This is a genomic window from Stappia sp. G46H5W (assembly GCF_058448995.1).
In genome coordinates, this window is sequence record NZ_JBZFLL010000002.1 from 136743 (window position 1) to 150103 (window position 13361).

Genomic DNA, 13361 nt, shown 5'->3' on the forward strand with positions numbered 1-13361 from the left:
GCGCCGTCAGATGCCGGGAAAGAGCGGCAGGTTCTCCGGCTCGCGCGCGGGCTCCTCTTGCTCTGCAGCTTCGCTGTCCGCGTGGCTGATCTCGCCGCCTTCGCCTGCTTCCGCAACGGTCTCGGGGAACGTGTCGTCCGCCGCGGGCTGTTCCTCGGCGTGATGCTGGCGTTCGGCCAGCAGCCGTTCGGCACGTTCTGCAGCTTCCTGCGCCCGCACCACCGCCTGCTGTTCGAGCTGGGGCACCAGCACGTCGAGATCGCGCCAGACCCCGGTCGGGACGCGGTCGCGCTGGCCGGAGGCCATCAGCACGCTGCGGGCCTGCAGGCCGGCTCCGGCTGCGGCCAGGGCGGTGCCGAGCGCGTTGCCGGCGGCGCGGTTGTCGGCATCCAGTTCCCAGGCAGCGCGTGCGTTGGACAGGGCGCCGGCGAGATCGCCGGCCTTGCGGCAGGCATGGCTGAGCTGGATCGGGTGCTCCGGATTGTCGGGCTCCAGTTCCTGGGCATCGGCAAAGGCCTCGATTGCCTCGCTCCAGCGCTCGCCGGCAAGGTGGATGGAGCCGAGCAGGGCCATGATCTCGGCATCGGCGGCACCACGCGCCACCGCGTGGGTGGCCGCGTCCAGCGCCTCATCGTGTCTGGCCTGGCGGAACAGGGTCCGGGCCAGACCCTTCAGGGCCGGGACATAGGTCTCGTCGAGGCGCAGGGCATGGCGATATTGGGCGATGGCGGCCGCGACATTGCCGAGCGGCGCCTGGGCATCGGCATCCAGCGTCAGCGCGGCGGCGCTTTCCGGCATGGCCTTGAGCAGGCGGCGGGCATGGGGAGCGGCCTCGGCATGGCGTCCGGAGCGGATCAGGATCGTCGACAGGCCGTAAAGTGCATTGCGGTTGTCGCGGTCGAAGTCGAGCACGGCCAGGAACGCCTCGCGGGCCTGGTCGTAGCGCCCCAGCAGCAGCAGGGCATTGCCCAGATTGGCGCGGGCAGGGCCATGCTCGGGGCGGGTGAACACCACCTGGCGCAGCAAGGTCACCGCCTCTTCGAGGTCGCCCTTGCGCATCATCGCGGTGCCGGCGCGGTAGCGGGCCTCGAAATCCTCCGGATCGCGGGTCATCAGCGCACGGTAGATGTCGAGGGCGCCGTTGAAGTCGCCGGCGGATTCGCGTGCGGCGGCCGCGATGAGAGCATCTGAGGCTTCGGGCGGCGAAAGGAATGAGGCCATGGATCGGGTGGGCTCCTGAGCCGCGCTAGTGCCATTGCGGTCCGACAGCGGCGATTCGGCCGCGCGGTCTTCAAGGCAGGTCATTGCGGGAGCGTAGGGTGCTTCGTCCAGATGGTCAAAGTTCCTGCGCCCGTTCCCGCAGTTATCCGCAGCCGTCCGGCAAGATTGCGGCATTGCGACAAATGCAGGGCTGAGGGCACAAGATTCCTGTTCAAAACCCGCCACGCTTTGGCTATTAGCTGCCCATGACCGACCAGCTCCTCATCATCGATTTCGGCTCGCAGGTAACCCAGCTCATCGCGCGGCGTCTGCGCGAGTTGAACGTCTACTGCGAGATCCATCCCTTCCAGAACGTCACCGACGATTTTCTGGCCGAGTTCCGGCCGAAGGCGGTGATCTTCTCCGGCGGCCCGGATTCGGTGACCCGCCAGGGATCGCCGCGCCCGCCGGCCTCCGTCTACGAGCTCGGCGTGCCGATCCTCGGCATCTGCTACGGACAGCAGGTGATGATGCAGGATCTCGGCGGCCAGGTCGAAGGCGGCAAGATCTCCGGCGGCGGCGGCACGGCGGAGTTCGGCCGGGCCTATGTCACGCCGACCGAGCAGCGGCTGCCCTTCCTCGACGGCTGGTTCGACGGCGGGCGCGAGCAGGTCTGGATGAGCCATGGCGACCATGTCAGCCGGCTGGCCCCGGGTTTCGAGGTGTTCGGCACTTCGCCCAATGCGCCCTTCGCCATCACCGCCGATCCGCAGCGCCAGTTCTTTGCCGTGCAGTTCCACCCGGAAGTGCACCACACGCCGAACGGCAAGCGCCTCTACGAGAACTTCGTGAAGCTGGCCGGCTTTACCGGCGACTGGACGATGGGCGCCTATCGCGAGGAGGCGATCCGCAAGATCCGCGAGCAGGTGGGCGACAAGAAGGTCATCTGCGGCCTGTCCGGCGGCGTCGACAGCTCGGTGGCGGCGGTGCTGATCCATGAGGCGATCGGCGACCAGCTCACCTGCGTTTTCGTCGATCACGGCCTGCTGCGCCTCGGCGAGGCGGAAGAGGTCGTGACCATGTTCCGCGACCACTACAACATCCGCCTGATCCATGCCGACGAACAGGAGCTGTTCTTGTCGGCGCTGGAGGGCGTCAGCGATCCGGAAGTGAAGCGCAAGACCATCGGCAAGCTGTTCATCGACGTGTTCCAGAAGCATGCGAACAGCATCGAGGGCGCCGAGTTCCTGGCGCAGGGAACGCTGTATCCGGACGTGATCGAGAGCGTTTCCTTCTCGGGCGGTCCGTCGGTGACGATCAAGAGCCACCACAATGTCGGCGGCCTGCCGGAAAAGATGGGGCTGAAGCTGGTCGAGCCCCTGCGCGAATTGTTCAAGGACGAGGTGAGGGCGCTCGGGCGCGAGCTCGGCCTTCCCGACAGCTTCATCGGCCGTCATCCGTTCCCCGGACCCGGCCTTGCGATCCGCTGCCCGGGCGAGATCACGCGGGCGAAGCTCGACATCCTGCGCAAGGCGGATGCGGTCTATATCGACCAGATCCGCCGTCACGGGCTCTACGACGAGATCTGGCAGGCCTTCGTTGCGATCCTGCCGGTGCGCACCGTCGGCGTGATGGGCGACGGGCGGACCTACGACTATGCCTGCGCCCTGCGTGCGGTGACTTCGGTCGACGGCATGACGGCGGATTACTATCCCTTCACCCACGAATTCCTCGGCGAGACCGCGACGCGGATCATCAACGAGGTCGAGGGCATCAATCGGGTGACCTATGACATCACCTCCAAGCCCCCCGGAACCATCGAGTGGGAATGAGGGATACTAACGGCGGCAATAGCGTGATTTCGGCGGCGGGCCTGACCTCGGGATAGGAACGGCCTCCTGCCGTTCCAAGAGATAGCGGCCGGGCGGCTTGCCGACCATCTTGCGAAACATGGTCACGAAACTGCTGGCGCTCTCATAGCCGAGGTCGAGTGCGACGGTCTGGACCGTCTGGCCGGCGCTCAGCCGCCGAAGGGCGAGGATGACGTGCAACTGGCGACGCCAGCGGCCGAAACTCATGCCGATCTCCTCCATCAACATGCGGCTGAGACTGCGCTCGCTGAGCGCGACCCGGCAGGCCCACTCGGCAACCGTCGCATGATCCGCCGGCGATGAGACCAGAAGCCCGGCAAGATGTTTCAGGCGCGGGTCAGAGGGGATCGGAAGGCAGAGTTCCTCGACTGGGGCCTTGGCCAGTTCGTCCAGAAGGACAGAAACGACACGGCCGTCCGGGCCGTCGATCTCGTAGCGCTCCGGAAGCTCGCTGGCCCTGACCAGCAGATGTTGCAGCAAACCCGAAACCGCGATCGTACAACATTTGACCGGCAGGTTCGCAGCCGCATCCGGCGCGACGAAAAGGCAGATGCACTCCACCTCGCCCGAACCGAATGCGGCATGCGGCAAACTGCCGGGAATCCAGATGGCGCACTGCGGCGGCACGATCCAGACGCCGTCATCAACCTCGCAGTTGATGACGCCGCGGGCGGAATAGAGCAGCTGCGCCTTTTCATGACGGTGGCGCTTTGATCGCTCCATGCTCTCCAGGCTGCCGACACCATTGACCGCGACGAGATCGCGGGGGACCTCATCGACATACGAAGACCAATCTCCACGGAGATCCAGATGCACGGGGGCCTCGCTGCGACACTCAATTTGGCCGAAATGAAACATATAATGTCTACATTGCGCAATGACGCCATTCGCAGATCTATCTATCCATCTATCGTCGGTGGCAAGGCTCCGGCCCGCGTGGGCGCCGCCCCCGAACGAGATTGCGGATGGATGGACCTGAGATGGACGAAAAGAGACAAAGCCGACTTCCGCTCGTTTGGCTTGTCACAGCGGTTGGCGTGACAATCTACGGTACGATCCAGATTTTCTCCTACCTGAACGTCTCCGTCGTGGCGCACGGGGCGATGCCTTCGCTCAATTTCACCGCCGCGCAAGTATGGGCGATCTCGGCCTTCTATGGTGCCTGGGTAATCCCGGCTCTGCTGGCGCTGATCGATCGGCCGGCCGCCAATCGGGCGTCTCTCATCTTCGGCGGGGTTCTCGTCGTCTTGACCACGCTGTCGTGGCGGCGCCTTCGGACCGCATGATCTGCATGAATGACCGACAAAGGACGCAACCCATGCCAATGGACAACTCCAATTTTCCCTTCGTCTGGATGAGTTATGCAGACGCCCCCGATCATGACCACGATGAAGACTTCGCGTCGTTTGAAGAGAATCTGAAGCGGGGAGAGCCGTTCGTGGTGCTGACGGATTCCGTCCCGAGCGAAGACCATGAGCATTCGCCGGAGGACAGAAAGCGTACGGCGTTGTGGATGAAGAAGAACAAGGCTGGCCTGCGCAAGCTCGTGCTGGCGATGATCATCGTCGAGCCGAGCGCGGCCAAGCGTCTCGCGTTCAAGGCGTTCGGCATCACCTTCGCAAAGTTCTGGGGTTACCCAATGATGCTTGCCCCGTCACGCGACGAGGCCATGGCGATCGCGCGAAAACTGCTGTCGGATCACGCTGGGTCGACCGCTACCTGACGAAAACGTGACGGTACATTCTTGGTTCGCAACGGGTTTCATCCACGCCGCCGAAGATGGCTCCTGAGAGCCGCCCCCCGCGCAAGCGCATGGTGGTTCGCTTGCTTCATCCGGCTTTCTTTCTTGTGATCCAGACAATGAGGGCAGCCGCGACAAGGACGGCGGCGAGGTTGTAGAGCATCGCGCCGGAGAAGGCGCCGGCATAGCGGCCTGCTTGGCCTATGCCTTCGCCGGCATCGCTGGCGAGAATACCGACGAAGAAGATGCCGACAACGGAAACGCCGAAGGCTCCGCCGACCTGTTGCATGGTGGAGATGAAGCCGGCGGCCATTCCGGCATGGTTTTCCTCGACATAGCCGATGACCAGATTGAGCAGCGGGGTCATCGAGAGGCCCTGGCCGAAGCCGAACAGCACCAGCGGCGGCAAGAGCGCGAGCGCTTCGGCGCTGCGTTCCAGACCGGATGCGGTGACGATCAGCCAGCCGATCCCGGCCGCGTAAACGAGTGCGCCGCCCGCGATCGCCCTGTTTCCGAAACGCGTCGCCAGCTTCGGGGCCACCAGCGAGGCGACGACGAAGCCGACGCTTGCCGGTGCGAACAGCGTGCCGGCTGCGAAAGGTGTCAGGCCAAGGCCGGACTGCACCAGCAGGGCGAAGCACAGGAACAGCGACGTCGATGTCGAATAGACCAGCAGCACAACCACGGAGCCTGCGGAAAACCCGGCGTTGCGGAACAAGGCGAGGTCGATGGCGGGATCGCCGCCGCGTCGTGCAAGCAGATGCTGCCAGGCGAGAAACGCGGCCAGCAGTACCAGCGAGGTGGCCATGCTGGCCCAAGTCCACAGCGGCCAGCCGATATTGGGGCCTTCGAGCAGCGGCAGGAGCAGAAGCAGCAGCCCGGCCGTTGCAAGCCCGATCCCCGGCCAATCGACGTTCATGGCCCTGGAAGACCTCGATTCCGGAATGACGCGCGCCACCAGCAGGGCGAGGATGCCGATCGGCAGGTTGATGAGGAAGATGATCCGCCAGCCGAGCCCGAACAGATCGCTCTCGACGATAAGACCGCCGAGGACCTGTCCGGCGATTGCCGCCATTCCGAGCGTCATGCCGAGAAGACCGAAGGCCCGGCGACGGCCCGCCTCGTCATACATGACGCGCAGCAGCGCATAGACCTGCGGAAACAGGATCGCTCCGGTCGCGCCTTGCAGAAGGCGGGCCACAATAAGACTCGTAGCGTCGGGAGCGAGGCCGCAGAGCAAGGAGGTGAGCGCAAATCCAGCCATGCCGAGCGCGAACAGGCGCCGCCGGCCATGGCGGTCGCCAAGCCGTCCGCCGGCGATCAGCAGCACGCCGAAGGTCAGCTCGTATCCGGCGATGACGAAGCCGATTTCGGCGAAGCTCACGCCAAGGTCGGCCTGCATCGACGGTATGGCGACATTGACGACGAACAGGTCGAAAACGGTGATGAACCCGCCGAGCAACAGGATGGCTAGCGCCAGAGCCGAAGGGCGGGTTTCCTGTGCGGCTCGAGGGGGGCAGGGGGTGGTGGGGGGGGTATCGATGGTCATGACAACTCCAGTTTCTTGAAGTCGCATGCCACAGCCAATAACGTGTTACTATGGAACAAGTTATGGTGTTACTGGGAGCAATGCGATGGACAGCCGGCTGGATCGTACGCGCTCCGAACTGGCGGATTTCCTGAGGCGGCGGCGGGAGAGCCTGTCCCCGCTCGACGTCGGTTTGCCAGTCGGGAAAAGGCGGCGGACGCCGGGGCTTCGCCGCGAGGAGGTCGCCGCGCTCGCCGGTGTCGGCATCACCTGGTACACGTGGCTGGAGCAGGGCCGTGCCATCACGGTCTCCGCCGCTTTTCTCGACAATGTGTCCCGCGTTCTCAAACTGGATGAAATCGAGCGGAGGCACCTGTTCCTGCTCGCCCACCAGCGCCCGCCCGCCGTGGCGGGGCAGGCCTGGTGCGAGTTGCCCCCGCTGGTGCGGCGGTTGCTCGACGACCTCACGCGGCGCCCTTCCTATGTGCTGAACCTGCGCTGGGACGTGATCGGGTGGAACGCTGCGGCCGAGCAGCTGTTCGGGTTCGAGCGGCGAGATCCCGGTGAGCGGAACATGCTCTGGATGCTGTTCGCCGATGACCGGCTGAACAGCCGGATCGTGGAATGGGCGGTCCAGGCCCCGCAGGTTCTGGCGAGTTTCAGGCGGGATTTTGCCAGGGCCCCGGAGGACGAAAGCATGGTCGCGCTGGTTGGGGCGCTGGAAGAGGTCTCCCCCTCGTTCAAGGCGCTGTGGAACCAGCACGACGTGCATGGGCGCTGCGAAGGCCGCCGGAGCTTCATGATCGAGGGCAGGGGCGCGGTTACCTTCGATCACTCGTCCTTCGTCGTGGATGAGGATAAGCACCTGCGGCTCGTGTTCTACGCGGAGGCCGAAAGCGAGCAGCCTCGGTCGATGCGCGGAGAAAGCGCCGAGGCCTGCCGTGTCTAGAGCCTGCCCATCTTCGCGGACCTAACTCGCCGGTTCGGCGGCCAGACTTCTGGCCATCTCGACAAGGGCCCTGAACGCGGCGGAGGGGTTTTTGCGGCCCGGATAGTACAGGCAAAGCGGCGGTTGCCGGGGCGTCCAGTCCTCCAGCAACCGCACCAGCCGGCCGGCCGCGAGGTCCTGCTGCACGTCCTCTTCCATGAAGAAGCCGATGCCGGTTCCCTCCAGCACAGCCATGCGCGCAAGGCTCGCTTCATCGAGCGTCAGGCGGCCCTTCACGTCGATCTGGACGGGCTTTTCGTCCTTCTCGAACTTCCAGCGGAAAAGGCTGCCGTCGGGCAGCCGGACGCGCACGCATTCGTGCCGCAGAAGGTCCGTCGGGACGCGCGGTCTTTCCCGCTCCTTCATATAGTCCGGCGAAGCGACGACGGCGAAACGGCGTTCCGGGCCCAGCCTGACCGCGATCATGTCGCTGGGAACAAGATCGGCACTGCGCAGCCCGAGGTCGAAACCTTCGGCGACGATATCGACCAGCCGGCCTTCGGTGACGATATCGACCTGCACCTGCGGATAGCGCTGCAGGAACCTGAGGATGAGCGGGGACAGGATCGCGCGGGCGGCGGTGGCGAAGGTGTTGATCCGCAGCACTCCTGAAGGCGTGTCCTGCTGCGAGCGGACAGCATCCATCGCGCCGTGAATGTCCTGGAGGGCCGGTCCGACCCGTTCGACGAAATTCCTCCCCGCGTCGGTCAGCGACACGCTTCTCGTCGTGCGGTTGAACAGGCGCACTCCGAGTTCGCGCTCCAGCTTGGCGATCGTGTTGCTGAGCGCCGTCGTCGACATGCCGAGGTCCAGCGCCGCGGCGCGAAACGAGGCGCGACGAGCGATTGCGAGCACGGCGTCCAGTTCGATCAGGCTGTGTCGGGTCATTGTCCCGTTTTTCGAGATTTAACGTCCCTCTTTATCCCGCTTATCGGGGAGCCGGTCCATCCATAAGTTGGTGCGACAAGCGCCGGCAGGCCGGGCGGGGTCCGCACCCTTGGGCCCCGTGCTTGCCGCCGCCGGAACAGGGGAATGAAAGGACACGGTTATGACCATCGATCTTCCCTCGGTTGTCGCGACATATTTCGCGGCCGACAGAGACAATGAAGTCGACGCGATGCTGGGCTGTTTTGCCCGTGACGCCGTCGTCAGGGACGAGCGCAGGACGCATTCGGGCCTTGAGGAAATCCGGCGCTGGAAGGCCGATGCCTCGGCGAAATACAGCTACACCTGCGTGCCGTTCTCCTGCGCCAGAGATGGCGAGCGGACAGTGGTGACCAGTCATCTGGAAGGCAACTTTCCGGGCAGTCCCGTCGACCTGCGTTATTTCTTTCTCCTCAGGGAAGGAAAGATCGCGGAGCTGGAGATCGTCCCGTGAGCGGCCGTCCGCCGGTCGCCGCCGGCCAGAGGCAGGCATCAGCACGTTCGGACGCGCCCCCGTTCCTGAGCCTTGAGGGCAAGCGGGCGCTGATAACCTCCGGCACGCGCGGGGCAGGGGCCGCAACCGTCGAGTTGTTTCGCCAGCTTGGTGCGCAGGTCCTGACCTCTGCCAGAAACAGGACCGAGGGGCAGTCCGACGACGGGTTCTTCGCGGCAGACCTGACCACCGCGCAGGGATGCGCAAGCCTGGCTGCTGCAGCACGCGAGCGGATGGGCGGGGTGGATCTCCTCGTGCACATGCTCGGCGGCTCCTCTGCCCCCGCGGGCGGCTTTCTTGCTCTCACCGATGAGGAGTGGGGCCGGGAGCTGAACCTCAACCTGATGCCGGCGGTCCGCCTCGACCGGGAGCTGGTGCCGGACATGGTGTCGCGCGGCAGCGGCGTCGTCATCCACGTGACGTCGATCCAACGGGAACTGCCCCTGCCGGAGGCGACGACCGCCTATGCGGCGGCGAAGGCTGCCCTGTCGACCTACAGCAAGGCTCTTTCGAAGGAAGTCTCTCCGCGCGGGGTGCGGGTCGTGCGGGTGTCGCCGGGCTGGATCGAGACCGAGGCCTCCGTGCATCTGGCTGAGCGGCTGGCGGCGGAACAGGGTGTCGGGGTCGAGGAGGGCAAGAGGCTGATCATGGCCTCGCTCGGCGGCATCCCGCTCGGCCGGCCGTCAACGCCGCTGGAGGTCGCCAATCTGGTCGCCTTCCTCGCGTCCGAACGGGCCGGCAGCATCACGGGCACCGAATATGTGATCGACGGGGGCACCGTGCCGACGGTGTGAGAGCTGCGCTGCAGGACGGGCGGATGGGGAGATCCCGTCCGCCCTTTTTCTCGGGTTCGTCCGGTGGCGATCTCGGCGCGCGGGCAAGGCCGGCTGCGGCCGAGCGAGGGCGTCAGGGTGCGTAGAGCTGCGCGAAGGCGTTGCGCACATTCTCGGTGATCGATTCCAGGCGCCGTTCGATATGGGCGGCCATTTCGGCCCGCGCGGCGTCCGCGTCGCCGCGCTTCACGGCTTCCAGGATCCGCTGGTGCGGGTCCGTGGTCACGCTGTCGGGCCCGTCGCGCTCGCACAGCGTCTTGAGGTCGATCAGGCGGACGTAGTGAATGCGTCCGTTCATATTCTCCAGCATCCGCACCATCTCGGCATTGCCGGAGAGCGCGGTCAGCCGCGTGTGGAACTCCTCGTCCAGCCGCACGAGATCGACGGGCGACGTGCCGGGCTGATAGTCGACACGGGACTCGTTGAGGAACGTTTCCAGTGCCGCGACATCCTCGGGCTTGGCCCGCAGGGCCGCGAGCTTGGCCGCCTCGCACTCGATGGCGGCGCGGGCCTCGTAGAGGTCCATGATCTCGGCTGGCGTCAGCGAGCGGCAGAAGAAGCCCTGGCCGCTGCGGAAGGTCAGAAACCCTTCGGCGACCAGACGGTTGAGCGCCTCGCGCAAGGGAGTTCGGCTGGTGTCGAGCTTCTTGGCCAGCTCGCTCTCGTTCAGGCGTGAATCCGGCTTGAACCGGTAATTCGCCGCCATTTCCTTGAGCTCCCGGTACGTCCGCTCAACACTTCCTTCGGTTCTTGTCATTTTTTCAATGAGTTCCACTTCCCGCGCCGTCCCTGCAAATCACTCTAGCCATCGGTCCCGAAAAAACAATTGAATTGTGTTTTGTTCTGTGTATCGTCCTGTATACAGAATGGAATGCAAGATCGCGCGCGGCGACGAGAGAGGCTTTCGTGACACAGACGATGAATGGCGCTCAGGTCATCCTGAAGATGCTGGAGCTGCATGGCGTCCGGCATGTCTTCGGCCTTCCGGGGGAGACGACCATCGGTTGGTACAAGGAATGGCAGGAGCACTCGAACATCGAATACGTGCTCACCCGCGACGAGCGGACCGCGTCCTTCGCCGCGGAGGCCTATGCCAAGATCACCGGCCGTCCTTGCGTGCTGGAGGCCCCGAGCCCGGGCGTCACCCATTGCACGCCGGGCATCACCGAGGCCTATCTCAGCTCGGTTCCGGTGATCTATTTCAGCTCCGACATTCCCATCAACCAGGACAAGAAGCACGGCCTGACCGGCGTCGACCAGACGGCGCTCTATGCCGCCATCTGCAAGGAATCCTTCGTCCTCACCAAGGTGGCGGAGATCCCGTTCCTGCTGCGCCGCGCCTTCCGCGTCGCCACCTCCGGCCGCCCGGCGCCGGTGCATATCCGCGTGCCGATCAACGTCTTCCATGAGGAGGCGGAGATCACCGACCTTTATGCCGAGCCGGAGTACCAGTTCTTCCCCGCCCACCGTCCGGTCGCCGATCACAGCCGGATCCGTGCCGCAATCGATGTGCTGCTGGCCGCAAAGAAGCCGGTCATCGTCTGCGGACAGGGCGCGCTCATCTCCAAGGCGACGCAGGCCGTGCTCGACCTTGCCGAGTTGCTGCAGATCCCCGTCGGAACCACCACGCCCGCCAAGGGCGTGATCCCCGAGACCCACCCGCTGTCGCTGCGGGTGATCGGTGCGCGCGGCGGCATGGAGTATTCCAACTCCTATGTCCGCGAGGCCGACACGGTCTTCTTCATCGGTTCGAACACCGATTCCAGCGGTACCGACCACTGGAAGCTCTACGGCGACCCGAAGACCAAGACCTTCCTGCACCTCGACATCGCCGAGGCGCATGTGGGCAACAACTTCCCGCTGAAGGTCGGCATGGTGGGGGATGCGCGTGCCACGCTCGAATACATGGTCGAGCTGATCCGCGCCGAGCATCCGGCCGTCAAGCGCGACAAGATCGACCTCACGGACATGAAGCGCACCGCGCTCGATGCGGTGTTCAACTCCAACATGCCGATGCCGGAAGGCACCGTCTCGCCGGTCAAGCTGACGCAGGTGCTGGACCGCATCCTGCCTGCCGATGCCATCGTCACCGCCGAGCCGGGCGTGAGCGCCATCTATCCGTCTGCGCTGATGTCGGTGCGCGAGGCGGGGCGCCGCTACATCACCAACTACTCGATGGGCTCGCTCGGCTATTCGGTTCCGGCCGGCATCGGCGCGGCCTTCGCCTCGGACGGGCCGGTGATCTCCTTCACCGGCGACGGCTCGCTGGCCTTCGTGCTCGGCGATTTCGAGACCATCCGCCGTAGCGGCAAGAACATCACCGTCATCCTGACCCGCAACGACACCTATGGCTGGATCCGCGGCGAGGCGATCCTGCTCGACAATGTCGATGCGCCCTGGACCACCGATTTCGGTGCCGTCGATTACGTGAAGGTCGCGGAAGGCTTCGGCTTCAAGGCGGCGCGGATCACCTCGGAGGACCAGATCGAGGCGGTGCTCAGCGAGGCGATCGCCAATCCGGGCGCCAACTTCATCGAGATGATGGTGCCCTCGCAGGACAAGATCGTCCCCTTCGTGCCGGCCTGGGTCCGCTCGGCCAAGGAGCGGAAGCTGCCGTATTTCGCCTGACCCAGAGGCGGGCAGGGCCTGCCATCCCCTTTTTCACCGGGCTTTCAATCAACATCAGCAAACCAGAGGGAATGAGCTCATGAAATTCGCTAACCTGTCCAAGGCCCTGATCGTGGCCGCGGCGATGTCGCTGCCGTTCGCGCCGGCGGCCGGCGCCCAGGACTATCCCAGCAAGGACCTCGTTCACATCATGCCGTGGAGCGCTGGCGGTGGCACGGACACCGTCATGCGGACCTTCATGAGCTTTGCCGAGAAGTCGCTCGGCGTCGGCATCAACACGCAGAACATCACCGGTGCGCAGAGCGGCGTCGGCACGCTGCGCCTGATGAAGTCGCGTCCCGACGGCTACACCATCGGCTCGCTGACCTGGGACAGCGTGATCACCGTGCCGTATTACGATCTGGTGCCGGGCTTCGATACCAAGCAGCTCGCCTATCTCGGCTCGGTCACCGTCCACCCGACGGCGATCGTGGTGCGTGCGGACTCGCCCTGGCAGACGCTCCAGGAGTTCGTCGAGGCCGCCAAGGCCGCGCCGGGCACGCTGAAGATCTCGAATGTCGGCACCGGAGGTGTCTGGCACCTGCCGGCGCTCGACTTCGCCAGCCAGGCGGGCATCGAGGTGCAGCACATCCCGTATCCGGGCGGTTCGGCCGCGCAGCGCGAGGCTCTGCTTTCCGGCGAGACCGAGGCGGCCTCCATCAGCATCTCCGCCGCCTATGCGGCCATCGACAGCGGCCAGGCCCGTGTGCTCAGCGTGATGGCCGACAAGCGCGATCCGAACTTCCCCGAGGTCCCGACCTTCAAGGAAGCCGGCTATGACGTCGTGTGGGGCGGCTTCCGCCTGGTCGGCACCCAGGCCGAGGTCGATCCGGCGATCCGCAAGACCCTTGAGGAAGGCTTTGCCGCCGTCTTCGAGATGCCCGAGTTCCAGGCGACCGCCAAGGAGACGGGCATGGGCGCGGTGTGGATGAACGCGGACGAGACCGCGGCCTATGTCGAGCAGTCGCAGAAGAAGGCGTTCGCGCTGATCGACCAGCTGATCGCCGACGGCTTGCTGCAGAAGTAAGGCCTAGTCGGGCGGGGCCGAGTGGTCCCGCCCGATTTGTGTTCCTGATCCGCCTTGGGACTGCGTCTTGCCGGCGCAGGAGGGTATGC

Annotated in this window: 13 protein-coding genes; 8 read left to right on the forward strand and 5 right to left on the reverse strand. The window is 65.2% G+C overall.

Going from position 1 to position 13361, the window contains the following annotated elements; translation table 11 throughout:
- Nucleotides 1-6: 6 nt before the first annotated feature.
- Nucleotides 7-1221: a tetratricopeptide repeat protein gene (locus ACVJ6E_RS06270; RefSeq protein WP_158592618.1), complete on the reverse strand. Its 1215-nt coding sequence runs from the start codon at nt 1219-1221 to the stop codon at nt 7-9.
- 245 nt (nt 1222-1466) lie between these two features.
- Between ACVJ6E_RS06270 and guaA the strand changes: the two genes are divergently transcribed.
- The gene (guaA, locus tag ACVJ6E_RS06275) at nt 1467-3032 is read left to right on the forward strand and encodes a glutamine-hydrolyzing GMP synthase (RefSeq protein WP_067216209.1); all 1566 of its coding nucleotides are present in this window, start codon (nt 1467-1469) and stop codon (nt 3030-3032) included.
- A 6-nt stretch (nt 3033-3038) separates the two neighbouring features.
- Here guaA and ACVJ6E_RS06280 read toward each other — a convergent pair whose 3' ends face one another.
- On the reverse strand, nt 3039-3929 hold the full coding sequence (locus tag ACVJ6E_RS06280) for an AraC family transcriptional regulator (protein WP_491676413.1): 891 nt from the start codon (nt 3927-3929) through the stop codon (nt 3039-3041).
- A gap of 179 nt (nt 3930-4108) precedes the next feature.
- On the opposite strand from ACVJ6E_RS06280, the gene ACVJ6E_RS06285 reads away from it, so the two are divergent.
- Together ACVJ6E_RS06285 and ACVJ6E_RS06290 are read left to right on the forward strand one after the other, a co-directional pair.
- Nucleotides 4109-4357, forward strand: a complete 249-nt coding sequence (locus tag ACVJ6E_RS06285; RefSeq protein ID WP_199680994.1) for a hypothetical protein — start codon at nt 4109-4111, stop codon at nt 4355-4357.
- A gap of 32 nt (nt 4358-4389) precedes the next feature.
- Nucleotides 4390-4794, forward strand: a complete 405-nt coding sequence (locus ACVJ6E_RS06290; RefSeq protein WP_120267519.1) for a hypothetical protein — start codon at nt 4390-4392, stop codon at nt 4792-4794.
- Nucleotides 4795-4900: 106 nt separating this feature from the next.
- On the opposite strand, the gene ACVJ6E_RS06295 is transcribed toward ACVJ6E_RS06290, so the two are convergent.
- Nucleotides 4901-6361, reverse strand: a complete 1461-nt coding sequence (locus ACVJ6E_RS06295; protein WP_120267520.1) for an MFS transporter — start codon at nt 6359-6361, stop codon at nt 4901-4903.
- 85 nt (nt 6362-6446) lie between these two features.
- Here ACVJ6E_RS06295 and ACVJ6E_RS06300 point away from each other — a divergent pair, with 85 nt between their 5' ends.
- Complete coding sequence (locus ACVJ6E_RS06300) at nt 6447-7289, forward strand: MmyB family transcriptional regulator (RefSeq protein ID WP_120267521.1); 843 nt, start codon at nt 6447-6449, stop codon at nt 7287-7289.
- A 21-nt stretch (nt 7290-7310) separates the two neighbouring features.
- Here the strand turns inward: ACVJ6E_RS06300 and ACVJ6E_RS06305 are convergent, their stop codons facing one another.
- Complete coding sequence (locus tag ACVJ6E_RS06305; protein WP_120267522.1) at nt 7311-8216, reverse strand: LysR family transcriptional regulator; 906 nt, start codon at nt 8214-8216, stop codon at nt 7311-7313.
- 160 nt (nt 8217-8376) lie between these two features.
- Between ACVJ6E_RS06305 and ACVJ6E_RS06310 the strand changes: the two genes are divergently transcribed.
- Together ACVJ6E_RS06310 and ACVJ6E_RS06315 are read left to right on the forward strand one after the other, a co-directional pair.
- Nucleotides 8377-8706, forward strand: a complete 330-nt coding sequence (locus ACVJ6E_RS06310) for a nuclear transport factor 2 family protein (protein WP_120267523.1) — start codon at nt 8377-8379, stop codon at nt 8704-8706.
- A gap of 65 nt (nt 8707-8771) precedes the next feature.
- The gene (locus tag ACVJ6E_RS06315) at nt 8772-9539 is read left to right on the forward strand and encodes an SDR family oxidoreductase (protein WP_491676442.1); all 768 of its coding nucleotides are present in this window, start codon (nt 8772-8774) and stop codon (nt 9537-9539) included.
- Between the two features lie 112 nt (nt 9540-9651).
- On the opposite strand, the gene ACVJ6E_RS06320 is transcribed toward ACVJ6E_RS06315, so the two are convergent.
- Nucleotides 9652-10335 carry a GntR family transcriptional regulator gene (locus ACVJ6E_RS06320; RefSeq protein WP_120267525.1) on the reverse strand — a complete coding sequence of 228 codons (684 nt, stop codon included), beginning with the start codon at nt 10333-10335 and terminating at the stop codon, nt 9652-9654.
- A gap of 149 nt (nt 10336-10484) precedes the next feature.
- Between ACVJ6E_RS06320 and ACVJ6E_RS06325 the strand changes: the two genes are divergently transcribed.
- Together ACVJ6E_RS06325 and ACVJ6E_RS06330 are read left to right on the forward strand one after the other, a co-directional pair.
- The gene (locus ACVJ6E_RS06325) at nt 10485-12206 is read left to right on the forward strand and encodes a thiamine pyrophosphate-binding protein (protein ID WP_147421812.1); all 1722 of its coding nucleotides are present in this window, start codon (nt 10485-10487) and stop codon (nt 12204-12206) included.
- Nucleotides 12207-12285: 79 nt separating this feature from the next.
- Nucleotides 12286-13272: a tripartite tricarboxylate transporter substrate binding protein gene (locus ACVJ6E_RS06330; protein ID WP_120267527.1), complete on the forward strand. Its 987-nt coding sequence runs from the start codon at nt 12286-12288 to the stop codon at nt 13270-13272.
- Nucleotides 13273-13361: the final 89 nt, after the last annotated feature.